Below are 24,977 nucleotides of genomic sequence, written 5' to 3' on the forward strand. Positions count from 1 at the left end.
GCTGTCGGTAAAACGGGAGGTCTTCATGTAGAGCTTTCTGTATCTTAAGTAGAAAATTCTACTTCTGATCGCGCTCTTTTTGCGGGGGGATTACCCAGTCATCGATGGGATGAAAACCGACTGTAGCCCCTTTTTGGAACAAGTATTGCATTCAAGGAGAGCAGATTATGGCAAATAACATGAACAGGGCAAAGGATGCACAGGATGCGGGCGCCCGGGCATTGGAGCGGGTTGGAGCACAGCACGCAAAACGTGATGGCATCTCTTTTGATTTCGACGCTGGTAGCGCCCCTTATGACTATGCAATCCGTGTCGGCACTGGCGCAGTCAATACATTGTCGGGCAGCGAAACGCGTGATTATCTGTGGGGCCTGGGCGGCGATGATGCGCTCGATGGCGGTGCTGGTGAAGACAATCTCTTCGGGGACGCAGGCGCCGATCTGCTCGTCGGCGGCGATGGTGGCGACCGGATGATGGGAGGGATGGGTAATGACCGGTTGTATGGAGGTGCTGAAGCAGACGGTCTGATGGGAGGAGCGGGTAACGACTTGCTTGACGAGGGCGAGGGCCATGGCGACCTCAACGGCGGCGCCGGCGACGACATCCTGATCGGGGGCTTGGGCGCGGACGCTTTCATGATCTCGCCCGACAGCGGCAATGACGTCATTCGCGACTTCACTGCTGGGCCAGGAATGTTCGATCACCTCGCGATCAACGGCCTGAGCTGGGCGGACCTTTCGTTTGCCGACACTCCCGACGGTGTCAAGATCAGCTGGGACGGCGGTTCGGTGCTCATGAATGGAGTGACAAAGGCGGATTTATCGCAAGACGATTTCATGTTTGCCGAGTCTCCTGAGCTTCCACCCTCCTCACGCCCGGCTGACGCTCCTACGCCTGAGCGGCCGACTATGAGCGAAGAAGGACCTGTGATTAACGGTTCGGACAGAAGCAATCCAGCGTTTGATCGCATCGCTGATGCAATGTTAAGGCGTGATACACCGGTGCAGTTCGGCTTTACCGGTGATGAAACCTACAGGGTGAAAGTAGGTACGGAGGTCGCAGACACCTTCGATGGGGCCGAGACATGGGATCACTTTTTTGGTCGCGATGGCAACGACCAGCTCTTCGGCAATGGTGGTGACGATATCCTCCAAGGCGACGCAGGCGACGATAGCCTGGAAGGTGGCGCAGGGTCTGATAGGCTCGACGGCGGGATGGGTAATGACCAACTTGACGGTGGCGATGCGGAAGACGAGGTCATGGGAGGGGACGGTAACGACGTCATCGATGCGGGCGCTGGTCACGACATGATTGAAGGCGGCATGGGTAACGATACCATACGCGGCGGTACTGGCGCAGACGCATTCATGGTCATGCCTGACAGCGGTAACGATGTCGTACTTGACTTCGAAGCGCGTGGTGCTGCCCAAGGGGCTTTCGATCACATCGCATTCATCGACATCATGCCAGACCAGGTATCTGTCCAGGATGCGACGGCTGGTGCCTTGATCTCGTGGGACACGAATGGGGATGGCGCGGCGGACGGTTCGGTCTTGCTGCAGGGTGTCTATATGGCGGATCTACGCCAGTCCGACTTCATGTTTAATGAAGAGCCTGCCTTTATCGCTGGGGTAAGTACGGTTGGCTCTAATTACGTCTTCCCGCTGTAAGGCGAAACGCCTTGCATGAGCTGTCAGTGACATCTTAGGCATCTTTTAATGCTTTAGATGTCACTGCTTAAAATTGCTATTAGCGTAGTATCGGGGAAGGTAAAAACACAACTTAAGTTTCCGTTCTTTGAGGTGACTGATGGTGGCATTGAAAACATTGCTTCTGGCGGCCGTGATAGTAATTGCCGCTGGATTCGCGTTTATATACTCTGGCTTATATAATATTGCGGCAAATGATATGCATACGGCGCCAGTCCGTTGGGCGCTTGAAACTACGCGCAACCAGTCAATTGATCGTCGTGACGACAGTATAAGGGTCCCTGCCGATCTCGCTGACATGCGACGAATCGAGAACGGCGCGAGGTCGTACGCAGCAATGTGCCAGATATGTCATCTCGGGCCTGGTGTCGAGCCAACGCCAATACACCTTGGGTTAAATCCGCAACCACCTTTATTTACCAAAGAAAATAGCCATCAGTCAGACGAGAGTTTGTTTTGGATTATAAAGAACGGTATCAAGATGACAGGGATGCCTGCGTGGGGAGCGACACACAGCGATAAAGAGCTATGGGATATCGTTGCTTTTCTCAAGAAGCTCCCTGAATATTCAATCGAGCAGTACGAAGATCTTAGTGGTCGCGCGGAGCACAACAGTAACCCGAGTTCGACACATGCGAATGGAGATTCCCCCGCTCATTCGCACTAGCAGTTTATTCCATAAAAAGCACTCGCACTGATGAATCTTCGAGCCTGAAGATTTTTTCACTCAACATGACAGGAGTAGCCATGAATAGTTATTTGCGGTTCGGTACGATGATTGCAGCATCTACGGTGGTAATGTTTGGCTTGATGTATTTGAACGTCTATGAGTCGGCGCATATATTTTTCAGCGAAACTCGGCTGTATATGGCCTTAGTGATGGGCGCGGCAATGGCGGTAGTTATGCTCGGATTTATGCTCGGCATGTACTCAAATAATAGGCTCAATGTAGGTATCTTTGTCGGCAGCATCGTATTGTTTGCGGTGGCGTTATGGCTGGCACGCAGTCAGAGCACAGTCGATGACGTGTCTTGGATGAAGGCAATGATTCCTCACCATTCGATTGCGATCTTGACCAGTGAGCGAGCGAATATTTCCGATCCACGCGTGCAGAAACTCGCTGATCAAATCGTCGAATCGCAGAGGAGGGAAATAGCGGAGATGAAAGCTCTTATTCTAGAGCTTGAGGGAAAATGAAACGCTGCGAGATCTGAATTTTTTGCCAAAAAAATATGTGTAAGACACCGTCGAGACACGGAATGTCTTTGTTCAGGTCCAATTTTTAAAAGCGGAAGTGATTCGAGGCAAACGAGGAGATAGAGCGCGGTAGAGGCTGATTTTCAGGTAAGCGCCATCTTGTTGTGCGTTGCGTACATCGCTGCGCGCGTATCACAACAGGGGACATCTGATGCTGAGTTCACTGTGTTTTGCTGGATTCGCCGTCAGATTTCGCTGTACAAGCGAGGAGCAATGCTCCTCGTTTCGAAGTATCAGGCGCAAGGCTTGCGATTACTTAGCCTTCCTAGAGGACCAATGCACGTGCACGATGGACCAGATATCGCCCTTCTTTTCGAGGACCGCCGTGCCTGTTCCGAATACGTGCACTGGTTTGCCTTTAGAAGTGCCCGTGGTTTCAGTTTCCTCCCACACGACGGCAGTATTGCCATCGATGCGTTCGGTCTGCTTCAGTACCTTCCGCGTCGAGTTCTTTGCGAATTCCATGTCGCCGCCCAGATGATGGCTCGCATATTCATCGCGCGAACGCTCGACGTAGCCCGATTCATAGATCGCAATTTCCGGGGACAGCAGGCTGAGTGCTTTCGCCTTGTCGCCGCTCGTGAGGGCATCATGGAAGGCTGCGAGCGCCTCTTTCGGTGACGCCGCCAGACTCGCTGCGGAGACCGCGAAGAGTGCAGCGCTCAGGACGAGCGCTGGAATGGTTTTCTTTTTCATTATTATTCCTTGGAAGATGAAGTCCTCACGACGCCGTCGGCGGTGAGGTGGAACTCAGGACGGCTGCTGCGACGAGTACGGCCACCAGGATGCATGCCTCGACCTGAAGGATGAGAGCAAACCTCCCATCGGCGCCGCCTTCCGGCTTTGGCTTGCGCAGTTGTGCCAGCAACTGGGGCATCACGACGAACCGGTTCAGGCCACCCAGTGCCGCTGCGGACAGCACCAGTCCGATCTTGATGAGCAGGGTCGTCCCATAGGGATTGCCGAATGCGTTCTCGAAGCTTCCCAGTCCGCGCCAGGCGCTCAGCACACCCGTGATGAAGATGCCGACGAGGGCGACGGTAGCCGATGTCGACAGCGACTTCACGAAGCGTGCGCATTCGCCGCGGTTCTTCGACTCCCATTCAGGCTGGGTGCGCAGCGTGACCAGGCCGGCCACGATGACTTCGCCGATCCAGATGCTGATCAACACGAGGTGGACCCAGTCGACGAGCACAGCCCAGGTGAAGTCGCCAGCGGCGCCGGCGTGGCTCACCATGCTGCGCGAATAGAGCAGTACGCCCAGGGCAACCGCACGCACCAGCGCGGCTGCGGCACCCGGCCGTTCGCCATGGTGTGCCCGGAGGGTGAAGACAACGACGAGCAGCGCCGCTGCGCCGATCATCCAGGCGAGTCCGTAATGCGTCGCGGTGATGACGGACCGCACTGCGGGAAAAGCCTCGCTTATCGGAACCTCCGCCATAGATGCCGCTTCGAGCCACAGGACCGCGACATACGCCACCGCTGCCGCCGAGACCGTAAGAAGCATGAGCTTGCGCAGTCGCGGAACCATGCCGATGCCCCATGCCGACCGTGCGCTGCGCAGCCAGATATGGGCTGCACTGGCGCCGACAAGTATGGCCATCGACAGGTTCAGGACGACCGTGACGAAGCGTTGTGCCAGTGCGAGGTCAGCCTCCATGTCACTTTACCCGGAAGTCGAATTGGCCTTTGACCTTGTGACCGTCCCGTGTAACCGTGGACCATTGAACCCGCCAGGCCCCGGAGTGCAGGGCCGGAACGGTGGCGACCAGCACCTTGGGATTCGCATCGTCGAGGGCTGTCTTGCTTGCCTCGACGACCGCGCCTTTCTCGTCAACCAGTTTGACCTTGCTGAATGGCAGCTCAAGTTGCTCGCTGAACTGCAGGCGCACTTGCGAAGGCGCCGGGCTCACTATCGCATTCGCTTGTGGCGACGACGACTCGAGTTTGGCGTGTGCGGACGCGGCGGAAGTCGCCACCAGTCCGGCTACCGCTACTGCCGCTGCAAAGAAAGATTTGATTTTCATGCTGGTCTCCTGGGAGGCTCGCCAAACGCGGTTCAAGCGTACCGAGCCTCCGGTTGATGGATGGGCTCGGTGGGCTTACTGGGCCGCCTGGAGCTGGACGATCGTGACCGCGCCGTTGACGCGGTCGGCTGCGAACTTGACCTTGTCGCCCGCCTTTACCTGGTCCAGCATGGCCGGGTCTTTAACCCGAAACACCATGGTCATCGCTGACATGTTGAGGTTCTTCAATTCGCCATGGCGCAGCGTGATTTTGCCGGCTTCCTTGTCGATCTTCTTGACTTCGCCATCGGTGAGTTCAGCCGTCGCCGGCGCCGCGTGGCCAGCATGAGCGTCATGAGCACCATGGGCGCTGTGCGCGCCGTTCTGGGCGGTGGCAACGGACGCTGCGGCGGCCAGGGTGATTGCGAGAGTCAGTTTCGAGAGTGCGTTCATGTTCATTCCTTTCGTTCGTGAGGAAATACTGTTCAGTTGTAGTGCTTGAATACTTTGGTACTGCCGTCGGCCTGTACCAGCAGGACGTTGTACGGATCCTTGCGCGGGCCCTCCATGCCCGGAGAGCCGAGCGGCATCGCGGGAACTGCCAGCCCTTTTGCCTTGGGCTTCTCGGCAAGGAGGCGCTTGATGTCGCTGGCAGGGACGTGGCCTTCGATGGCATAACCGCCTACCATCGCGGTATGGCAAGAGCCGAGTTCATTCGGGATCCCGCCACGTTCGCGGTAGTCCGAAGGATTGTCGACGTTGGCCACCCTAGTCTGGAAGCCGTTCGTTTTCAGGTGCTCCACCCAAGCGGTGCAGCACCCGCACGAGGCGCTCTTGAAGACGTCGATAACCGGTGCGGCCGCCATTGCGAGCGCCGGAGCGCACAATGCAGCGGCGAGCGCGATCTTGCTTGCTAGTCGTCGGATCATGGGTTCGTCCTTTCCTGTTGCGATCAGTGATGACCCTTGTGGCTGGTCGGCTTGCGGACGGTGACTTCGACGTCCCCAGGCTTGGCAGCGGGCATCGCCTGGCCGCCCGCGCTCTGGCTGCGCACTGCGGCCGGCGGCTCGCCTTTCCACTCGTAGGCGACGGTGCCGGCGGGGTGCTTGTACCAGCCCGGGTCCTTGTAGTCGCCCGGCTTCTGGTCCTTGCGCACCTTGAGCACGGTGAACATGCCGCCCATCTCGACGCCGCCGAAGGGACCCTGGCCGGTCATCATCGGCAGGGTGTTCTCCGGGAGCGGCATTTCCATGTCGCCCATCGAGCCGCCTTTCTCGCCCATCACCATGTAGTCGGGCACGAGCTTCGTGATTTTCTCGGCGACGCCGCGGTGGTCGACGCCGATCAGGTTCGGCACGTCGTGTCCCATCGCGTTCATGGTGTGGTGCGACTTGTGGCAGTGGAAGGCCCAGTCGCCCGGCTCGTCCGCGATGAACTCGATGGCGCGCATCTGGCCCACGGCGATATCGGTCGTCACTTCCGGCCAGCGCGACTCCGGACGGGTCCAGCCGCCATCGGTGCCGGTGACCTCGAACTCATGGCCATGCAGGTGGATTGGGTGGTTCGTCATCGTCAGGTTACCGGCGCGGATGCGCACGCGGTCGCCCTGGCGCACGTTCATGGTGTCGATGCCTGGGAAGGCGCGGCTGTTGAAGGTCCAGATGTTAAAGTCGAGCATCTCGTTCACGCGCGGCGTGTAGCTGCCCGGCTCGATGTCGTAAGCGTTGAGCAGGAACACGAAATCGCGGTCGACGCGGTGGTGGGCCGGATTCTTCGGGTGCGTGACCCAGAATCCCATCATGCCCATCGCCATCTGGACCATTTCGTCGGCATGCGGGTGGTACATGAAGGTGCCAGGGCGCCGGGCGACAAACTCGTAGACGAAGGTCTTGCCCGGCTGGATGCCCGGCTGATTCAGGCCTGTGACGCCATCCATCCCGTTCGGCAGGCGCTGGCCGTGCCAGTGGATACTGGTGTGCTCCGGTAGCTTGTTGGTGACAAAAATACGCACACGGTCACCTTCGACCACTTCGATGGTCGGCCCCGGGCTCTGCCCGTTGTAGCCCCACAGGTTCGCCTTCATGCCGGGCGCGATCTCGCGCACGACCGGTTCGGCGATCAGGTGGAACTCCTTGACGCCATTGTTCATTCGCCAGGGCAGCGACCAGCCGTTCAGGGTAACGACGGGGTTATACGGCCTGCCGTTGGGCGGCGGCGGTGGCGGCTGCGTGGCGGCGCTGGTCATGACCGGGGCTTCCGGGAGGGTGGCCGCGCCAGCGCGGCTGACCAGTCCGGCGCCGACCAGGGCGGCTGCGCCAGTGAAAAAATCTCGACGAGAACTCATTGCTGATTCAATCCTTGTTTAATGTTCGGCGGCGGCTTCGGTGGACGCGGCGGAGGAAGCCATGGAGAGCGACGAACCGCCGCTGCCGCTGATGGCGGCCTGCAGATCCGTTTCCGCGATCCAGAAATCACGCTGGGCATCGATGGCCGCGTTCACGCCCGCTATCTGTGCGCGTGCGTCGGCCAGCAGTTCGAACACGCTCATGAGCATGCCGTTGTAGCGAAGCAGACTCTCTTCGGAGATCTTCTTGCGCAGTGGTACCAGCTCATCGCGGTGCTGCCTGGCGACGTCATAGGTGGTCCGGTAAGCTGAATACGCTTCGCGGACCTGCGACCGGGCATTGATGGCGGTATCGGCGGTGCGGTGGACCGATTGCATGTACAGCGCCTCGGCCTTTGCGACACGTGCGCCTCCCCAGTCGAAGATCGGCAGGGCGAGCTCGATCTCGTAACCGTTCTCACGTGGCGCGCCGGATGTGCTCTTGTTGACGTAGCCAGCGTCGAGCACGTTGATGACGCCGGTTGCCTTCGTCAGTCCCAGGGCGCGCGCGGTCGACTCGGTCCCAAGCTTTGCCAGGCGCACATCGAGGCGCTGCTGCATGGCGAGCGACTCGATATTGCCTGCCTCACGTGGCGCCGCCGGCAGCTCCGGCAGCTTGTCGGGAAGCTGGAACGTCGTGTTCTCTCCCCACACACCCATCAGCCGCGCAAGCTGCTCGCGCGCAGCGGTCGCATTGTGGCGCGCGCGCGCAAGCTGGGTCGAGGCTTCGCTCGAGAATGCCTGTTCGCGCGCCTGGTCAAGGGCACTCAGGTGTCCGACCTTGGTCATGCGTTGCGCCAGCTCGGCACTCGCGCCGGCCGCCTCGCGGACCTGCTCTGCGTAGCGCGCCGACTGCACAGCGGCAACAGCATTGAAGTAGGCCTTGCGAGTGTCAAGCGCGAGCCGGACCGCTTCGGTTGCCGCGACCAGCTTGGCGCTCTCGAAGCGGCGCGACTCGATATCGCGGCGGATCGGAATGGTCACCAAACCGACGAGATCGAACATGACGCTGCGTTCGATCTCCGTTTCGCCGCCGCCGGACATGCGGCCAAAACTGAAACCTGGATTAGCCATTCGGCCCGCCTGCACCAGGTCCGCCTCGGCGACACCCAGCTCGGCGAGCGAGGCGCGCAGGCCCCGGTTGTTGATCAGGGCAATGCGAACGGCACTGTCGGCGGTGAGCGGCTGTTTCAGCAATTGGTTCAGCTCGTCCTGGATGGCCGCGCCATTGGCATTCGTCTTGGGCAGGCGAACGTCCTGGCCGGTGCGCTCGGCGGTCAAGGATGAGACTGCGTCCAGGCCGCCGTCCTTGGAGAACGTCGCGCAACCGCTCAACGCGAGGGCCATGGCAGCTGCCGCGACGGCACGCATTGTGGGAATTGAAAGCTTTGTTGTCATTATGTGTTCGGCTTAATGATGTTTGCTGTGATCCACAGGCGCAGGACTGGCCGGCTTCGCTGGCGACGTGGGCGCTGGTGCGGACGGAGCCGGCGCTTCTTTATGGCCGTGGTGATTCTGTTCACCGCCGTGGGCACCATGTCCCGCGTGTCCCGGCGCTCCGGCAACGGCATCGTTTGCGGCGCGCCAGGATTTGTCAGGCGTGGCCTGGTCGGCCTGCGGCGCCGGCGAAGATCTGGTGATGACCGATTCGTACACGGTCGGTGGCACTGCGACGGCGGGGTCTGCAGGGTCTGGCAGCGGACGGGATTGCTGGGCGTGCGCGTACATCGGCAGGACCAGCAAGGCGCCTATAGCGGCGGCCAAAAGCTTGGAGGTCATGGACAATCCTCAAAATCGGTAACAGGGCGTGCACGGGCACGCACGAGTGCTCAAGAGCGACGACGGCGCCGCCAAAGGACAGCGGGTCAGCTCTTGTTACGATTAAGCGGATTGGTGCCGGGGAGGGCGTTGAGGGCCGTCCTGGATGAAGCCAACGGCGAAGGCCGCAGGAGCAACGACGACTGCGTTGGAGCCGTCGAAAGCCGGGACAGCGAAATGAGTGGAGGGTGGCGCGACGGCGCCCAGGCAGAACGCGGAGCACGCACTGCAGGTGGAGTGCGGCTTTTTACCTGCCTTGGAGTCTGCCGGATCGGCGTCGACCAGGGAGTCGTCCGACTGGCTTGCATGCTCGCCACCGTGATGAGCGTGCGCATCGGCCATGTGCTCGTGGGACTGCATGCCCGGATCAATCGAAATCTGGCTGGACTGCTGGTGAGCCGGGCCGCACGACATACGGTTGGCCGCAAGCGCGTGCAGCGGAAGCACGGCCAGCAGGAGCCAAACCAGAAATGTCTTGAGTGCGCGGTTCATAGGTGTCGCGAGTATAGCACGACATTTTTTGGCCTGAAGCAGCTCTTAAGGCTGACTAAAGTCAGGGCGACAGGTACGCCGCATTGGCGAGATATGCAAACAGGGTGCGTCAGCGCACAGCATGGGTCGTCGGACTTCTTCCAGAATCGGAAATGGACGCGCAGTGTTTTCCTACGTCGCACGCGGCGCCGCTTCACCCTGGAAGGCATGCCGCTACCTGCGCCTTCGTTCAGCGGAAATTCCGCTTGACCTTTCCATCATTGGAAGGTTTACAGTGGAATAGTCCACTTTCCGGAGGCGTTTTATGTATGAATCCACCCGTCGCGAGGCCCACAGCTCAGACAAGCGCGTGGCCGCAATGCCAAGTACAGGCCTGCGCGACTTCGCGCGTGCGAAGCAGGCAGGGAGTGCCCTTTCCGATTCGGACGAGACGCCAGTGACACCACGCTGTCTGTTCTGCCGGTACCGCAGTCCAGGTGCCGGAAAGGAGTTGGCACATGCCTAGAATTACTGTGTTACCGCATCCTGAGTGCGCGCCTTCCGGCGCATCGATCGTGGCCGCTCCCGGCACCAGCATTTGCGACGCGCTGCTGGAGAATGACGTCGACATCGAGCATGCATGCGGCAAGGTTGGTGCCTGCACGACGTGTCACGTCATCGTAAGGGAGGGATACTCGTCCCTCGTCCAAGCGAGCGAGGATGAGGAAGACATGCTCGACCGGGCATGGGGCGTGGAGCACTTGTCCCGGTTGTCGTGCCAGGCCATTGTCGCGGAGGCGGATCTTACGGTCGAGATCCCACGGTATTCCCTGAATCACGCCAAGGAAAACGGATAGACATCACAGGTCGCGCACCGCTTGCGACAGGCGGGCCGCGCGAGGACAATGGTTTTTACTGGAGCTGCCATGAAACATGAAGTGCATGATCACGTCGGTCACCAGCAGAAGGGCCACGAATGCCACCACGCGCACGGGCATCATGCCGTCGACGCCTCCGGTGCAAGCATGGCCGGTGCATCCCAACATCATCCGACTGCTGCGTCCGATAAGCCCTATACCGATCCCGTATGCGGGATGAACGTTGCCGACCGGCCGGATCGGCGCGTCGAGCACGACGGCGTCCTCTATCACTTCTGCAGCGTGAAGTGCATGGACAGGTTTCGCGCCGATCCCACCAGCTATACGGAGAAAGGCGCCCCCGCGGCTATGCCCGAGGCGCCGCCAGGGACGATCTACACCTGCCCGATGCATCCGGAAATCCAGCAAGCCACCCCGGGTAATTGTCCGATATGCGGAATGTCCCTGGAGCCGATGCTGCCGTCGCTGGAGGATGAAGAGAATCCGGAACTGGAGGACTTCCGCCGTCGTTTCCGGTGGACGCTGCCGCTGACGGTCGTCGTCACCATCCTGGCGATGGCAGGGCACCGGATCTTCAGCGGAGGCCTTGCTTACCAGAGCTGGATCGAGCTCGTCCTCAGCACGCCGGTCGTCCTGTGGGCCGGGTGGCCTTTCTTTGTCCGTGGTGCGCAGTCGTTCAAGAATCGCAGCCCCAATATGTGGACCTTGATCAGTATCGGGGTCGCCGCGGCGTATGGTTACAGCCTGGTTGCGACCGTGTTCCCGGGCCTGTTTCCGTCGAACTTCGCGATGCACGGCCGTATCGGCGTCTACTACGAGGCCGCCGCCGTCATCGTTTCGCTGACCCTGCTCGGTCAGATCCTCGAGCTGCGTGCACGCTCGCAGACATCGGCTGCGATCAAATCCTTGCTCGGCCTTGCGCCGAAAACGGCCAGGCGGATCCGCGCCGATGGCACCGAGGAAGACATCGAGCTTTCGCACGTCCACATCGGCGATTCGCTGCGGGTCAGGCCTGGCGAGAAGGTGCCGGTCGACGGGGTGGTCCTGGAGGGCGAAAGCGCGGTGGACGAAGCCATGCTCACTGGCGAGCCGCTACCGGTGACGAAGCGCCCCGGCGACAAGGTCATCGGCGCAACCATCAACACTAGCGGCAGTCTCGTCATTCGCTCCGAGCGCGTGGGATCGCAGACCATGCTGTCCCAGATCGTGCAGATGGTCGCGCAGGCGCAACGTTCGCGGGCGCCCATGCAGCGCCTGGCCGACGTGGTGGCCGGCTATTTCGTCACCGTCGTCGTGGCCGTCGCGCTGCTTACCTTGATCGGTTGGGGGCTGTTCGGGCCCGAGCCCAGCTGGGTCTACGGCTTCGTAAACTCCGTTGCGGTCCTGATCATCGCCTGCCCGTGTGCATTGGGCTTGGCGACGCCGATGTCGATCATGGCCGCGACAGGCCGCGCCGCCACCCAGGGCGTGCTGTTCCGCGATGCCGCGGCGATCGAAGCGATGCGCAAGGTCGATACGTTCATCGTCGACAAGACCGGCACGCTCACGGAAGGGAAACCTGCGTTCGACCGGGCGATCGCTGCCCCCGGGTTCCAGGAAGTCGATGTTCTACGGATCGCGGCAAGTATCGACCAGGGGAGCGAGCACCCGCTGGCACACGCCATCGTCGCGGAAGCACGCAGGCGGAATCTGCCGCTGCACAAGCCTGAAACCTTCGAATCGTCCAGTGGGATCGGTGTACGGGGCACAGTGCAGGGCGAGCGGGTTGCGTTGGGCAATACGGCGCTCATGGACACCGAAAAGGTCGACTGGACGCCACTACAGAAGGCCGCGGAAGAGCTTCGACAAGTCGGTGCAAGCGTCATGTACCTGGCACTTCAGGGAAAGCTTGTCGGCCTGATCGCGGTGTCTGATCCAGTCAAGGCGACGACGCCGGAAGCGCTGGCGACGCTGCGCGATGCCGGCATGACGGTGGTGATGGCGACCGGAGATGGCGTGACCACGGCGAAGGCGGTCGCGTCGAGGCTCGGGATTTCGGAGGTCTACGGAGAGGTCACGCCACAGGATAAACTGGCCCTGGTCGAAAGGCTGCAGCAACAGGGCAAGGTAGTGGCAATGGCCGGCGATGGCATTAACGATGCCCCGGCGCTGGCGAAAGCGGACGTTGGGATTGCAATGGGTACCGGTACTGACGTCGCCATCAATTCGGCACACGTCACACTCATCAAGGGCGACTTGCGTGCCATTTCGCGATCGCGACTTCTTTCGTTGGAGACTGTGCGCAACATGAGGCAGAATCTCGCCTTCGCCTTTGTTTACAACGCCATGGGAATTCCGCTGGCCGCAGGTCTGCTTTATCCCTTCACCGGGCAGCTACTATCGCCGATGATCGCCGCGCTGGCCATGAGCCTGAGTTCGGTATCGGTGATCGGTAATGCACTGCGCTTGAGGGGAAGTACCACATGAACCTGGTTGTTACGGACGAGATGCGGGATCTGACGGTACTGGTCGGGGTTATCTTTGGCATCATCGCGGCCGGGTTCATCGCTTACGGCGAGGTTCAGCGACGTCGCGGCCGCAAAAGCCGGGCGAAAGAAACCAATACGCGTGGCAGAAGGAAGCCTGGCAGGGCCGGCAAGAGCAGGTAGTGCGCAATTTCGCTGATCGTCTGGCTGCGGCGGACTCACAATGTGCTCAGGCGGGCGAGGACCACTCGTCCGGTCGTAAGGTCGGGTCGCTGGAGCCTAGGGGCTTAGCGCACAGCGAGGACCGACTTCCGGATACTCTCGGCCCCAGACGGCATTGCGCCGCACTCAAGCGCTAACTTGTGGAACTCTTCCGCGGCCTCGTGTGGATTAAGCCGAGCTGATCGCACAGCGGCACGTGCAGCAGGAGCCAGGTCGTTGATGTCCCCATAGGTCAAATGCCCGGAGAACGACATGGCCTCCGTGAATTTCGCGACGATATTCGGCGGAAGGGCAGGGCCATAAATGAAGTATTCGAGAAACTTCAGGAAATTCCCATGAGCATAGATTTCAGTACCTGAGATGCCGTTATTCTCGAAAACCTGCTGACGGGATTTCCCGCGCCCTCCTGGATTGCGCTCGGGATCGGTGAAGTATAAAAGCCGCACCTCGGGGATCGCACCGCGTTCCAATAACGACTCGGTCAGGCCTGCCATCGGCATAAGAGACGCACGGAGCTCATCATGCGATGTGTAGCGGAACCTGATTTGGTTCAGGAGATCGGTCTCTCGCTCGGTCAGTTCGATGTCGGGTACTCGCAAACCAGAACCCCCTTACAAGATGAAAAAGCGACCAGCTCGACCTATAGCCTGCTATTGCTGCCTGCCAGTGTAGCAAAGACTAATTTCTTACGGTAGCTGAGCAAAAGGCCTTTGCTTCGTCGATATCTCCATGTTGTGGCTGCAGTTTTAGATCCCGCGGCTGTTAGACGGAGAGTGGCAGCCCGCGACGCTTCTCCAGCCAGCGCTTGAGCATATTCGACATTATAGGAGTAATGTCATATTTTCAGAGGAGGGCGCCGGTTTCGTTACGTTTTACGTAGTATTACGGGACTACGAAAAGGGGGGTATATGCTCGAGAATAGGCAAAGCACAGCCTCTATGCAGGCTGACATTGATTGCCTGCGTGATCGGTTTCCACGCACTGCGGATCTCTATAGGGAAGCTTGTGCCGTTATGTTCTTCAGGTACGGCGTGACTCCAACAACGAACGCTCTCTATCAGCTTGTTCGGAAAGGGAGTATGTCTGTTCCAAGCGAAGCATTGAAAAGGTTTTGGAGTGACTTGCGTGAACGGGCAAGGGTCGACCTTCAGCATGCGGACTTGCCCGATCAGGTAAAGCAGTCGGGCGGCCAGCTGATCGGTGAGATCTGGGCGCTAGCCCAAAAGGCTGCTGACGAGTCGATCATTGTATTGCGGCAGAGCGCAATGGTCGAACGCGACGCTGCCCTGGCCGAAAAGGACCGTCTGGAAGATGACATCGCTCAACTGTCTGCCCAGCTCAAGGACGGCCGCGATCAAATAGCAGCAGCTGAGGGGACGATCGTAAAACAGCGGGATGAACTTGGCGCGGCAGCAGCAGCCCAGCAAGAAACGGACTTGAGACTGAATGAGGCTAGAGCTGACATTGAAACGTTGCGCGACCAGATAAGTTCGATGTTAAGAGAGCGCGCGGCGGAGATCGAGAAATTAACTGACCGCATCCTTCAAGCTGAGCAGCGTTACACCGATCTGGCGAAAAGAACCCTGGTTGACCTGGACAAAGAGCGAACTGCGGCGACGAAACTGCAGAAGCAACTCGACGCCGAGCGCCGGACGTTCGCGTCCCGCATTGAAGAAATCCAGTCCGAGGCACAGCGGGCTCAGTTTCAGCTTGCCCGACAAGGCCAAGAGCTCAGCGCCTATATGACTAAGGCGGAACTACTTGCCGACGAGCGAGACCGAGCGGCTAGCCAGACCATGAGAACCGCATTTCAGTGCGGGGAACTGGAGAGCCAGCTCGCTGCAGAGCGAGCAAAGGTTGCTGAGTTGCGTGAACAACTCGAGCGATTCGCCAGCACATCGAAACCAAGCAGGCGGGAGCCGCGCTCGACGCCTGTAATCCCTCGCCAGCGGCGTCGACCCGGCAGCAAACAAGACAAATAGATTGCTAGCGTTGAACGAAGTTCGATACCGATCGAAACAGCAGACTGACTGCGAGCTTGGAGTAGGCGGTGTAGCGTTTGCTCTCGGAATTCGCGCGCTCGAGGTGTACTTCTGACCGCTTTAGACGAGCTCAGGCTGCTTCTCGTTTTGGCCGAGCCCTGTAAAGCGATTTCATCTTCTGCTTCGCTTCTTCTCGAGTCAGACCAACGGCTTCACCGGCATCAGTAAAGTAGACGGGTATCTCGACATCATCTTCGACGTATAGCCGAATATTCAAAACCGATGTCCAGCGCCAAGTGTTGACTTTCTCCTTGCGGTAAGGCTCAAGTAGGGAAATCTCAACAATTTTAAGTAACTTGTTGCCGTTGCAAGTGCGGCAGAACTGTAGTACGTCGCGAGGATCCCAGAGGATCGTCGTCTGTTGGACCCAGCGACGCTCTTCTTTAAATGCGTAGGTGATGAACACGTAGAGCATACCTAGGCTTAGCGTAGCTGCACGCCAGGTCGCGATCCCTGGCCCCATCGAAAACATGGGCGCCTCATGTGCTTTGTCTGTAGTAATCACTTGAATGCCTCTGCAGTACGAAATGAACACTATAGATTGTAGTCCTAAAGTGTTCGCCATGAGTACATCGTGCATTTTATGCGGAGGTGCTCGTGGGGTTGCTCAAACAATTTGGAACAGGACTGCAGAAGGCGAGGAAGAGTCGAGGTCTGACACAAGAGGATTTTTCGGTAGTTTCGAGTCGAACCTATCTCAGCAGCCTGGAACGCGGGATCAAAGCCCCTACGATTACAAAGATCGACGACATCGCAGCGGTGCTGGGTGTACATCCGTTGTCTCTCGTTGCGTTCGCGTATCTGCCGAAGGACATTGCGGAGCGAAAGAAACTTTTTTCTCAGGTAATAGCTGACCTGAAATCGTTCGAAGATTAGGACGACAGTTGCGATTCGCGGTAAGCAAACGTATGGGATTCTGGATGGCTCGAAAGGCAGCAGTCCCGCCGTACTGCAAGAGAATCGAACGCAAATGAGGATCCTTGCAGGGTGGCATGGCAGTCGGCTGGTATCCCGGCCATACTTCCGACGCATGCGCGTATTACCTAACGGTTACCGCAAAAATCGGGACTGCACGACGAGTTACGTAAAGCTCGCCGGTAAAACCAAGAAAGCCACAGGTTAGACCGCTATGAGCCTAGGATGAAGCACAGGCGGCAAGATACGAAGTAAAACTTGGACACCTATGCGACGCGGCAGACTTCAAACAATTAGTTCCGAAAACTTCCACGATTTACTTCGGAGCGCTGCTATATAGCAAAGACCGAACTACTGGCCGACGAACGCGACCGAGCCGCCCGCCAGGCTGCGGAAAGCGCGCACCAGAGTGCGGAGCTGGGTAGCCAGCTTGCCGCCGAGCGCGCCAGGGTGACTGAGCTTCGCGGACGGCTTGAGCGAACAGCGCCGAAATCGGAATCGGCCAGCGAGGAGTTGGGTTTGGCACGGGCAGCGCGTCGTCAGCGGCGACCCTCACGAAGCAAGCCAGACAAATAGGCCAGGCCTGACGCCAGCGGCCCGAGTCCCACACGCCGATCCGCGAGCTGCAGCCAGTTGTCTCGTCTGTCATCACTGAACATCCGACGCGATTCCGTATCCATAAATACTTCCGTTGTACCTAAAGCTATTGACGTGATGAGTAGGCCATGAAGATTTACCTAAACATATAGACTCGACGGGGAAAACGGGGCTTTGACGCCGAGTCGGTAGATTAAGGTGCCCCGAGTACGGAGTTTTAGGTACGAGCGCTTTTGCTTCCGAGAGCTGGTCAGAAAGGCGACGACGTCGACCCGCACCAGACTTCGCATAATCTATATTATGTTAAATACGCTATCGCCAACGCGCCCCGGCAGGTCGACAGTCGGGGCGCCTACCCCATTTCGCAATGCCTGCAGGCTGGAAACCGCCCGCTATCCGGCCCAGATCGCCGCCGACGCATCGTCCGCCGCCTTGACCGCCCTTGCTCCGGTGCCGCCGGCGACCGCCTCATGCGTCCGCAACTCATCCAGCATTGCCGGCAATCCCCGGTTGAGACAGGCATCCATCAGTGCGTCATCGGTATACCGGCCATATGGATCGACCAGCCGATAAAAGCCGTCCGTCATGATCAAGAGCCGCGTACCCGATTCCAGCTCGACCCTGCGCGTGCGTGCCTGGAATGCGCCGACAGGACGCAGGCACAGGACGGTCGGCGCGGACTGAGTATTCTGGAACTCGCGCCGCGCGCGCAGCATCGGCAGCATGCGCTCGCGCCGTTGTTCGGCATCGATGACGCCGTCTGCGCGCAGTCTCGCTATCTCGGCCTGCAGGACGGCATCCTGCGGATTCACGAACGGATCGAGATCGACGCAGTCTCCGGCGGCCGTGCGCAGCAGACTCTTGCAGTCTCCCAGGCTGTATAACGCTGCGCGCCCGACTCCGTCCCGCTCGTCGATGCGCAGCCAGGTCATGGCTGCGATCGGCCATGCATGAAGCGGCATCGCGCTTTGCCCCGTTGCCTGGCCGGCCCTGGTCAGCCGATCGAAGCTGTAACAGACGACGGCAATCGCGGCGTGCACGCATGCCTGCTGGCTCCGGCCCGGCGCCAGTTCCTGTTCCACCGCCGCCGTGAACGCGCGCACGAACCAGCTCACGTCGCCATGGACAGGATCGAGGTAGTCGCGCTGGGCCACCGACGTGCCGCCATCGATCACCAGGATGTCGGTGGCGCCGGCATGGTCGAACACGGCCACGTGGTCGTCATTACGGGTCAACGTTGCTCCTGCAGAGAGATGCGCGATCTTCATCGGTTGCGGCGTGTTTTCATGTGGTGGGGATTCTACCCGCGCCAGGGTCGAAAAACTGGCGCAATCACTTGCCCCACGCTTAACTCGACAATATATATGCTAATGTCGAGTTAGTTGCGGGCGGAGAAGTCGAGTGCGAGCGATGAGCCGTCCGGTAAAAAATGCTCACACCTAAATGTGTTCTATCTTTCTACACCTAAAAGCACCCTTTGAACACAGATCGACCGTTTCTGCGTTTTGGTAGCATTTTTTTAGGTGTGCTGCGCAGCCCTACCTAATTTGACCTAATGGTTAGGTGGCATTCCCCCACCAGCCGGATGACGGGCACCGCACACGCGCACTGCCCTTCGGGAGACCGGCTCACGGCGCGCCGTGAGCCGGATCGATGACACTGCAGGCGCCGGCGCGCGACGCCCTCTTCCGGTGCCACCGTCCGGCCTGCGCCGGCCGTTCAGACGCGGTGACCCGCCCTACTTCCGGGAACGCGCCCGCCCTGGGTGCTCATGACGTTCAGGCGCGTTTGAGAATCTCTGCCATGCGCAAGCCGATCAGCATGCAAGGTGCCATGGTGTTCCCGGTCGTCACGCGCGGCATGATGGAGCCGTCGGCGACGCGCAATCCTTCGATACCGCGCACGCGCAGCTTGCTGTCGACGACGGCCATGGCGTCGCGCCCCATCTTGCAGGTGCTGGTCTGGTGCCAGTAGGTGTTGGCGGCGTTGCGAACGAAGTCCTCCATCTCCTTGCCCTTGAGCGGACCGGGCATGACTTCGCGCTTGGCGAACTCGCGCATTTCGGGCGCGTTGCCGATCTCGCGGCACAGCTCCACGCTGCGCACCAGGGCCTTGACGTCGGCCGGCTCGCTGAGGAAGTTGGCGTGGATCTTCAGGCGGTCGCGCGGATTCGCCGACTGCAGTTCCAGCCAGCCGCGGCTTTCCGGCCGCACCAGGCCGGGTGCGATCGACCACCCGGCCTCGGGCATGGTATAGCGCTTGGCATTGGCGTCGCTGACAAACGGGATCTCGATCTGGAAGGGCTGCAGGTCCGGCGTATCGAGCCGGCTGTCGCTCTTCCAGAAGAAGGTGCATTCGGCCAGGTTGTTGCGCGGCGCCTCGGGCACGTTGTACTCCCAGACGCAGCCGCCCAGCAGGATGTGGTCCGTGAAGTTCTGGCCGACGCCCGGCAGGTGGTGCAGCGGACGTACCCCGGCGCGCCGCAGTTGCGCCTTGTCGCCGATCCCCGACAGCATCAGCAGCTTGGGCGAGTTGAGCGCGCCGGCCGACAGGACGATTTCCTTTCCTGCGGCGATCTTGTGCAGCTTGCCGTTCCAGGTGAACTCGACACCCGTCGCCCGATTCCCGGTGAGCGCGATCTTGCGCACCTCGGCACGGGTCAGCACCGTCAGGTTCGGCCGATGCATTGCCGGATGCAGGTAGTGCGCGGCCATGTTCAGGCGCCGTCCGTCACGGATGCTGGTGTTGGCGATGGCGCAGCCCCCGGGGCCTTCCATCATTGCGCCGTTGTGGTCGTCATAGGATGGAATCCCGATACCGGCGGCGGCCCTGACCATGGCTGGTGCGATCGGATTCGGATCGCGAGCCGGCTGCACCCAGACATTGCCGCCCGTACCACGGTAAGCCGGGTCCGGCGCGCCTTGCCAGTTCTCGACCCCCTTGTACATTTTCAGCACGTGCTCGTAGTTCCACTCGGGGTCGCCGGCTTCCGCCGCCCAGTAGTCAAAATCGTTCTTGTGCCCGCGCACGTAGCACATGACGTTGATACTGCTCCCGCCACCGAGCGCCTTGCCCATGGCAAGCTTCACGCTGCGGCCGTTCAGGTGCCGCTGGGGAGTCGACTCGTCACCCCACTCGCGTTCCGTACCGAGGTTGGTGTACCAGACTCCCGGGTTCAGGATGCTGGGCGCCTGGTCATCGCCGCCGGCTTCGAGCAGCAAGACCTTCACGTCGGGGTTTTCGGACAGGCGGCTGGCCACCACGCAGCCGGACGAACCCGCACCGCAGACGATGTAATCGTACTGAGCCAGCAGGTTGCGGGCTCGCTCGGCCTGGTTGGCGGCGATGGCGCTCGCCTGCTGTGCGATCGCGGCGGCGGAACCGGTGGACAGCCCGATCGCGGCGGCAAGCTTCATGAAACTGCGGCGGTCCAGCTGGCCGCGCATCAGCGCGAGCTCGAGGGCATTGACCCGGTCTCCCTGCTCGATTCCGAGGGGCTCATTGGAAGTGGTGTTCATACGGTCTCCGTGATTGGTATTGTGTTTTGCGTGGGTCACAGCAGGTGTGACCTCGTGCTATACGCAAGACGCGTGCCAATTCATTTCAGGCCGAACGAGTGCCGATCCGCGTCGAAGTTGTCGCAGGTTGCGACACTCGCGACGCGCAATTTGAGCCAGTTGTAACACTTTAGGAGCACCCTTGCGGCAGGCGGTCGACCGACAGAATATAACCCTTCATAGCGACAGAATTTCCCATCCGGCAGAGCGCGCTTTTCCATTTCTGCAGGCGCTGTACCCGCTAGCTGTTGATGACCCCGCATGCGATGCACAGCAATTGCTCGACAGATGGTACCCGCCCGCCATCGAGCGCCCAATGCCAGCCCAGGTAGTTGGGTAGCCGGCGCGACGCCACGCCATGGAAGCGCGCCAGCCATTCCTTGAAGCGCCGGTGGTAGGCGTTGACATTCTGCACATGGATGGCGCCCTCGACGCCCTTGCGGACCCGTTCGCCAGTGCTGAGATTGACGGCTTGATGCGCGATGCCGTGGGCACGGGCGAAGGCGGCATAGGCGGCGTTGGCGTCCGTCACTAGCAGCGCCTGGGGATCGAGTTTCGGCAGCAGGTGCTGGACCAGCTGGGCTAATTTTAACGCGCCGCGTCCGGTCACGGCGTCGATGGTCTGGCCGCCGCGGTCGCGCGCCACCAGGATGCAGTCGAGGTGGTGCGAGATTCCGCGCAGGGCGGCTCTGCCGCCGCGCTTGCGCGGCTGGCGATCGAGCTTGCGTGAACCCTTTTGCGATTCGAGCAGGAACATCTCGTCGGCCTCGACGATGCCTGAAAGACGCGCCGGGCGGTCGTCCTTGACCCGATCAAGAAAGCGATGACGCCAGCGAAAGGCCGTATTGCGGTGCACGCCGACACGCTTGGCCGCAGAGCGGACCGAGCGCGAATCAAGCACCGCTTCCAGATAGGCGAGCCACTTGCCCTTGAGCCTGAGCCGCGCCAGCGGCGTGCCGGTCAGGTCGTTGAAGGTGCGGCCGCATGCGCAGCAGCGATAGCGTTGCAGGTCGTTGGCCTGGCCGTGCCGGTGGCAGCGCCCGCAGGCGCAGTCCGGGCAGCGCCGCCCGGTTGACCGGATCTCGCCGATGAGGGCGGTCACCCGGTCCAGCCCGGCTGCCGGATGCAGGGCCGCGAGCACCTTCTGGCGCTGCGGCGGGTTTAACTGCGCCAGCTGGGCGAACAGCTGCGCAAACTGCGGCGCTTTCATCGTACGCTCCCGATCGATGACGACCGGGATTGGACCGCGGGTCAGCTCAGCAGTTCAATGCTCATCCACAGCTAATGAGGACAGCGCCTTTCTGCAAGCCGTTGCTCGGCCAAGTGAGTCCGCTCGGCCAACCCCTCCCTTTCAGCGAGGTGTGCAATGTTCTGTTGATCGGCGCGTAACATCGTGTCCGCCACTTGGCGCCGAAGGTCACGCAATCGCGTCTCCATACTTGGGGTTGTTGCAATAGCGGCCGCTAGTTCTTGACGCAGCCGATCAACCAACTCCTCATTTGTACGGATTCTTACTCGCGCTTGCTCGGGGTCTTCGAGAGTTGCCAGGTGCGCGGCTCGAGCCGGCGTTCCCGCAGCTTAGGCGGCGCCTGCAGTCGCCGCGGATTCCACACGATCACTCGGTCGACGCCACCCTCGGCTACCTGCTCGACCGCTGCAATCTCGGGGTGCGCCGCACCTGGCCGGAAAGCCGGCCGGACACGGCTGTCGATTCAGAACCCGTGTCGCACGCCAACCGACACGCCCGACTGGTTCATCCCCACGCCCACGGTGCCGCCGACATCGAGCGCGATCGCGGCCAGCCCCGCGTTACGCATGTGGCCAAGCGAGCTGTAAAGCGCAGTGCGCTTCGACAGGCTATAGGTCAGGCGGGCAACGGCCAGGCTCGAGTCATTGGCGCTGTTCATGACGGCGTGGCGCGCGACCTGTGCATCGAGCACCAGCGCCGGCGACAGCGGATGGCTGACGCCGAGGTAGTACAAGTTCGAGTCGAGATTGAAGGCCGGGGTCGCTGCGCTTTTCCTGCGCACCATCACGCCACCTCCGATTTTCGTCGCGCCGGCCATCGCGTAGGCGTTCAGCGTCGTCCTGCGGTCGCGGCTGTCGCTGGTCGTCAGGCCGGCTGCCGCACCCGTGTTTCCGTGCATCTGGTCGTACGAGGCAGTCACGCCGAAAGTCTTGTTATCGTAGCCCAGCAGCGCAGTCACCTGGCGGCAGGCCTTCGCGTTGCCGGGCACCTCGCCGCCGCAGTTGGTGGCCGCCGGCCCCCCGGCCGACGAGGCGTCACGCCCGAAGCTGTAGGTCGCGCCGGCCGTTACGTTGCCGAAGGTACCCATGTAGCCGATGGCGTTGTCGCTGCGCGCATTCGGGATATACAGGTCGATGCTCGACGTGCTGAAGATGTTCGGGCCCATGACGTCGGTCTTGAGCATGGAATGGAAAGTCATGTTGGTCTGGCGGCCCAGGGTCACGGTGCCGAACCCGCCCTTCAGGCCGACATAAGCCTGGCGTCCGAACAGGCGATTGCCCTGGCCGCTGGTGCCGGTGTCGACGTTCACCCCGCCTTCGAGGACGAACAGGGCCTGCAGCCCACCGCCGAGATCTTCGCTGCCGCGAAAGCCGATGCGCGAGGGGACGCTGCCGGTCAGGCCCGGGACCTTGGTCAGCGAGTCGCCGGCGGCATTCGTGTTGTTGGTATGCACCAGGCCGCTATCGAGCACGCCATAGATGGCGACCTGGCCTTGCGCCAGCGCTGGCTGTGCCGCAACGCAGGCCAGGGCCGCGATGGCTGCATGGATGGTGTTCTTCTTCATGAGGATGTCTCCAGTTGTAAAAATTATTATTGGATGGAAGGCCGGGCCTGCCAGCGCATCATTTGCCTGCTCGACCATGGCCGGCTCCGCCCGAGCTGCTCGGAACTGTCCTGCCCGGTCACCTGCTCTCTTCCATGACAAATCCACGCTCGGCGAATTTCATGCGGACACGGCCCAGGCGCGCAATCGCATACGACGGCATGCTCGAAGGCGCCTGGCCGCAAAACCGGATCGTGCCGGCGCCCACCTTGTTTCAGATGTCGCGTGAGCTTGCACTGGATATGTCGAGGCCCGCTTTTCGGCGCAAGGCCGCGTCGCTGGGCAAGGACGCTTGTTCCAGCCCAGCTGCCCGATCGCCCCGGTGCGGCGCGCCCGGCACGCGTACCGGTCTCCCGCCGGGGCAATACGGCCATCACACCGTCCCGGCGGTTCATCATGCGACGCCGCCGGAGAACTGGTGGAGCAGGCTGCATCGCAGGGCGGCGGATCAGCCCTTCGTCAGCGCACAGCCGCCTTCATTGATCGGGCGGTAAGCCTGTTCTGCTGGAATCACGGACTGGAACTTGTAGTAGTCCCATGGATACTTCGACTCGGACGGCTTCTTGACCTGGTAGACGTACATGTCATGCACCATGCGTCCGTCGGCGCGGATCTTGCCGTTCTTGGCAAACATGTCGTTGATCGGCATGGCCTTCATCTTCGCCATGACTGCCGCCGTGTCGTCGGTACCGGCCGCCTTCACTGCGTTCAGGTAGTGCAGCGTCGACGAATAGTCGCCCGCGTCACCCATGGTGGGCATGCGCTTGGTCAGCGCGAAGAAGCGCTTCGACCACGCCCGCGTTGCCTCGTCCCGGTCCCAGTAGAACGCGGTGGTCAGTGTCAGGCCCTGCGCCGCTTTCAGTCCCATTGCATCCACATCGGTGATCCAGACCAGCAGGCCCGCGAGAGTCTGAGTACGAGACTGCGTCAAGCCGAATTCCGAGGCGGATTTGACCGCGTTGATAAAGCCAGTGCCGGATCCTGCCAGGGCGATGACCTTGGCTTTCGACGCTTGCGCCTGCAGGATGAACGATGAATGGTCCGAGGTATTGATCGGGTAGCGAACGCTGCCGAGCACCTTGCCGCCCGCTTCCTTCACGGCCGCTGACGTGTCGGCCTCGAGCGAATGGCCGAATGCATAATCCGCGGTCAGGAAGTACCAGCTGTCGAGCCCCTGCTTGATCAACGCGTTACCCGTGCCGTGGGCCAGCGCATAGGTATCGTACGCGTAATGGATGCTGTTCGGGGTGCATGCGTCGCCGGTGATGCGCGACGAACCCGAGCCGTTGACGATGGCGATGCGGTTCTTTTCCTTGGCAACGCCGATGACGGAGAGTGCGACGCCGGAATTGATCAGGTTGGTGACCATGCGGACGTCCCTGGTGTCGAACCACTCACGCGCCTTGCTTGCCGCGACATCCGCCTTGTTCAGGTGATCGCTCACCAGGATCTCGATCGGACGTCCCAGAACGCTGCCGCCGAAATCCTGCACCGCCATCTTGGTCGCGTTGACCGAGCCCTGCCCTGCCTCATGCGAGAACTGACCGGACAAGTCCGTCATTACGCCGATTCGCAACGGTTGCTTGTTTTGTGCGTCGGCGGCGCCTGCCGCGAACATCATCGCTACGCTCAGCGGCAATACCTTAACGAACCATTTCATAGATCCTCCTCCAAGTTGTCGAATTTTCCAGCTAGTTTTGTTATGCAAGTCATTCGCTTGCTGGAAAAAGAGTAGTTTGGAAGTTGCGCAAAGTCAAAGGAATTATGTGACTACATAGGCAATTACTGCGCGTACATGGATCGAT

Annotated in this window: 23 protein-coding genes; 8 read left to right on the top strand and 15 right to left on the bottom strand. The window is 60.6% G+C overall.

What is annotated here, in order from left to right; all coding sequences use genetic code 11:
- Positions 1-167 precede the first annotated feature (167 nt).
- The 3 genes from ABIB38_RS03490 (at position 168) to ABIB38_RS03500 (ending at position 2,906) form a co-directional block, all read left to right on the top strand.
- Positions 168-1,670 (top strand): calcium-binding protein, encoded by a 1,503-nt coding sequence (locus ABIB38_RS03490; RefSeq protein WP_005670894.1) that lies wholly within the window; start codon positions 168-170, stop codon positions 1,668-1,670.
- A 337-nt stretch (positions 1,671-2,007) separates the two neighbouring features.
- Entirely contained in the window at positions 2,008-2,376 is a 369-nt protein-coding gene (locus tag ABIB38_RS03495) for a c-type cytochrome (protein ID WP_370659810.1), read from the top strand.
- A gap of 80 nt (positions 2,377-2,456) precedes the next feature.
- The gene (locus ABIB38_RS03500) at positions 2,457-2,906 is read left to right on the top strand and encodes a DUF305 domain-containing protein (RefSeq protein WP_005670891.1); all 450 of its coding nucleotides are present in this window, start codon (positions 2,457-2,459) and stop codon (positions 2,904-2,906) included.
- Positions 2,907-3,218: 312 nt separating this feature from the next.
- Here ABIB38_RS03500 and ABIB38_RS03505 read toward each other — a convergent pair whose 3' ends face one another.
- The 8 genes from ABIB38_RS03505 to ABIB38_RS03540 all read right to left on the bottom strand — a co-directional run bounded on the left by ABIB38_RS03505 (position 3,219) and on the right by ABIB38_RS03540 (position 9,665).
- A complete protein-coding gene (locus ABIB38_RS03505; RefSeq protein WP_005670889.1) occupies positions 3,219-3,662 on the bottom strand; it encodes a YybH family protein in 444 nt (147 codons plus the stop codon).
- 25 nt (positions 3,663-3,687) lie between these two features.
- Entirely contained in the window at positions 3,688-4,626 is a 939-nt protein-coding gene (locus ABIB38_RS03510) for a copper resistance D family protein (protein WP_109343468.1), read from the bottom strand.
- Position 4,627: 1 nt separating this feature from the next.
- A complete protein-coding gene (gene copC / locus ABIB38_RS03515) occupies positions 4,628-4,993 on the bottom strand; it encodes a copper homeostasis periplasmic binding protein CopC (RefSeq protein WP_005670885.1) in 366 nt (121 codons plus the stop codon).
- Between the two features lie 75 nt (positions 4,994-5,068).
- The gene (locus tag ABIB38_RS03520; RefSeq protein ID WP_005670883.1) at positions 5,069-5,425 is read right to left on the bottom strand and encodes a copper-binding protein; all 357 of its coding nucleotides are present in this window, start codon (positions 5,423-5,425) and stop codon (positions 5,069-5,071) included.
- A 32-nt stretch (positions 5,426-5,457) separates the two neighbouring features.
- Positions 5,458-5,901: a DUF411 domain-containing protein gene (locus ABIB38_RS03525; RefSeq protein WP_005670881.1), complete on the bottom strand. Its 444-nt coding sequence runs from the start codon at positions 5,899-5,901 to the stop codon at positions 5,458-5,460.
- Between the two features lie 23 nt (positions 5,902-5,924).
- Entirely contained in the window at positions 5,925-7,316 is a 1,392-nt protein-coding gene (locus ABIB38_RS03530; RefSeq protein ID WP_109343467.1) for a multicopper oxidase family protein, read from the bottom strand.
- A gap of 18 nt (positions 7,317-7,334) precedes the next feature.
- The gene (locus ABIB38_RS03535; RefSeq protein ID WP_005670877.1) at positions 7,335-8,702 is read right to left on the bottom strand and encodes a TolC family protein; all 1,368 of its coding nucleotides are present in this window, start codon (positions 8,700-8,702) and stop codon (positions 7,335-7,337) included.
- A gap of 534 nt (positions 8,703-9,236) precedes the next feature.
- Positions 9,237-9,665, bottom strand: coding sequence for a hypothetical protein (locus tag ABIB38_RS03540; protein WP_040778120.1), 429 nt, complete (start codon positions 9,663-9,665; stop codon positions 9,237-9,239).
- Positions 9,666-10,162: 497 nt separating this feature from the next.
- Here ABIB38_RS03540 and fdx point away from each other — a divergent pair, with 497 nt between their 5' ends.
- The 3 genes from fdx (at position 10,163) to ABIB38_RS03555 (ending at position 13,170) form a co-directional block, all read left to right on the top strand.
- The gene (fdx, locus tag ABIB38_RS03545; protein ID WP_109343465.1) at positions 10,163-10,501 is read left to right on the top strand and encodes an ISC system 2Fe-2S type ferredoxin; all 339 of its coding nucleotides are present in this window, start codon (positions 10,163-10,165) and stop codon (positions 10,499-10,501) included.
- Positions 10,502-10,570: 69 nt separating this feature from the next.
- Complete coding sequence (locus ABIB38_RS03550; protein ID WP_370659806.1) at positions 10,571-12,988, top strand: heavy metal translocating P-type ATPase; 2,418 nt, start codon at positions 10,571-10,573, stop codon at positions 12,986-12,988.
- The gene (locus tag ABIB38_RS03555) at positions 12,985-13,170 is read left to right on the top strand and encodes a hypothetical protein (protein WP_109343464.1); all 186 of its coding nucleotides are present in this window, start codon (positions 12,985-12,987) and stop codon (positions 13,168-13,170) included. The genes ABIB38_RS03550 and ABIB38_RS03555 overlap by 4 nt, the downstream gene beginning before the upstream one ends.
- Positions 13,171-13,274: 104 nt before the next feature.
- Here ABIB38_RS03555 and ABIB38_RS03560 read toward each other — a convergent pair whose 3' ends face one another.
- Complete coding sequence (locus ABIB38_RS03560) at positions 13,275-13,808, bottom strand: hypothetical protein (RefSeq protein WP_157225732.1); 534 nt, start codon at positions 13,806-13,808, stop codon at positions 13,275-13,277.
- Between the two features lie 339 nt (positions 13,809-14,147).
- Between ABIB38_RS03560 and ABIB38_RS03565 the strand changes: the two genes are divergently transcribed.
- Entirely contained in the window at positions 14,148-15,191 is a 1,044-nt protein-coding gene (locus ABIB38_RS03565; protein ID WP_162819330.1) for a DNA-binding protein, read from the top strand.
- A gap of 130 nt (positions 15,192-15,321) precedes the next feature.
- Here ABIB38_RS03565 and ABIB38_RS03570 read toward each other — a convergent pair whose 3' ends face one another.
- A complete protein-coding gene (locus ABIB38_RS03570) occupies positions 15,322-15,723 on the bottom strand; it encodes a hypothetical protein (protein WP_184236222.1) in 402 nt (133 codons plus the stop codon).
- A 125-nt stretch (positions 15,724-15,848) separates the two neighbouring features.
- On the opposite strand from ABIB38_RS03570, the gene ABIB38_RS03575 reads away from it, so the two are divergent.
- Positions 15,849-16,127 carry a helix-turn-helix domain-containing protein gene (locus tag ABIB38_RS03575; RefSeq protein ID WP_184236219.1) on the top strand — a complete coding sequence of 93 codons (279 nt, stop codon included), beginning with the start codon at positions 15,849-15,851 and terminating at the stop codon, positions 16,125-16,127.
- A gap of 1,028 nt (positions 16,128-17,155) precedes the next feature.
- On the opposite strand, the gene ABIB38_RS03580 is transcribed toward ABIB38_RS03575, so the two are convergent.
- The 5 genes from ABIB38_RS03580 to ABIB38_RS03600 form a co-directional block, all read right to left on the bottom strand.
- Positions 17,156-17,998, bottom strand: a complete 843-nt coding sequence (locus ABIB38_RS03580; RefSeq protein WP_429201807.1) for a hypothetical protein — start codon at positions 17,996-17,998, stop codon at positions 17,156-17,158.
- 543 nt (positions 17,999-18,541) lie between these two features.
- A complete protein-coding gene (locus ABIB38_RS03585; protein WP_429201809.1) occupies positions 18,542-20,281 on the bottom strand; it encodes a GMC family oxidoreductase in 1,740 nt (579 codons plus the stop codon).
- A 280-nt stretch (positions 20,282-20,561) separates the two neighbouring features.
- Complete coding sequence (locus tag ABIB38_RS03590; RefSeq protein WP_429201811.1) at positions 20,562-21,530, bottom strand: IS1595 family transposase; 969 nt, start codon at positions 21,528-21,530, stop codon at positions 20,562-20,564.
- A gap of 502 nt (positions 21,531-22,032) precedes the next feature.
- Positions 22,033-23,133 (bottom strand): porin, encoded by a 1,101-nt coding sequence (locus tag ABIB38_RS03595; RefSeq protein WP_429201813.1) that lies wholly within the window; start codon positions 23,131-23,133, stop codon positions 22,033-22,035.
- Between the two features lie 487 nt (positions 23,134-23,620).
- Positions 23,621-24,832: an ABC transporter substrate-binding protein gene (locus ABIB38_RS03600; protein ID WP_429201814.1), complete on the bottom strand. Its 1,212-nt coding sequence runs from the start codon at positions 24,830-24,832 to the stop codon at positions 23,621-23,623.
- Positions 24,833-24,977: the final 145 nt, after the last annotated feature.

The organism is Massilia sp. UYP11 (genome assembly GCF_050434805.1).
GTDB lineage: Bacteria > Pseudomonadota > Gammaproteobacteria > Burkholderiales > Burkholderiaceae_D > Telluria.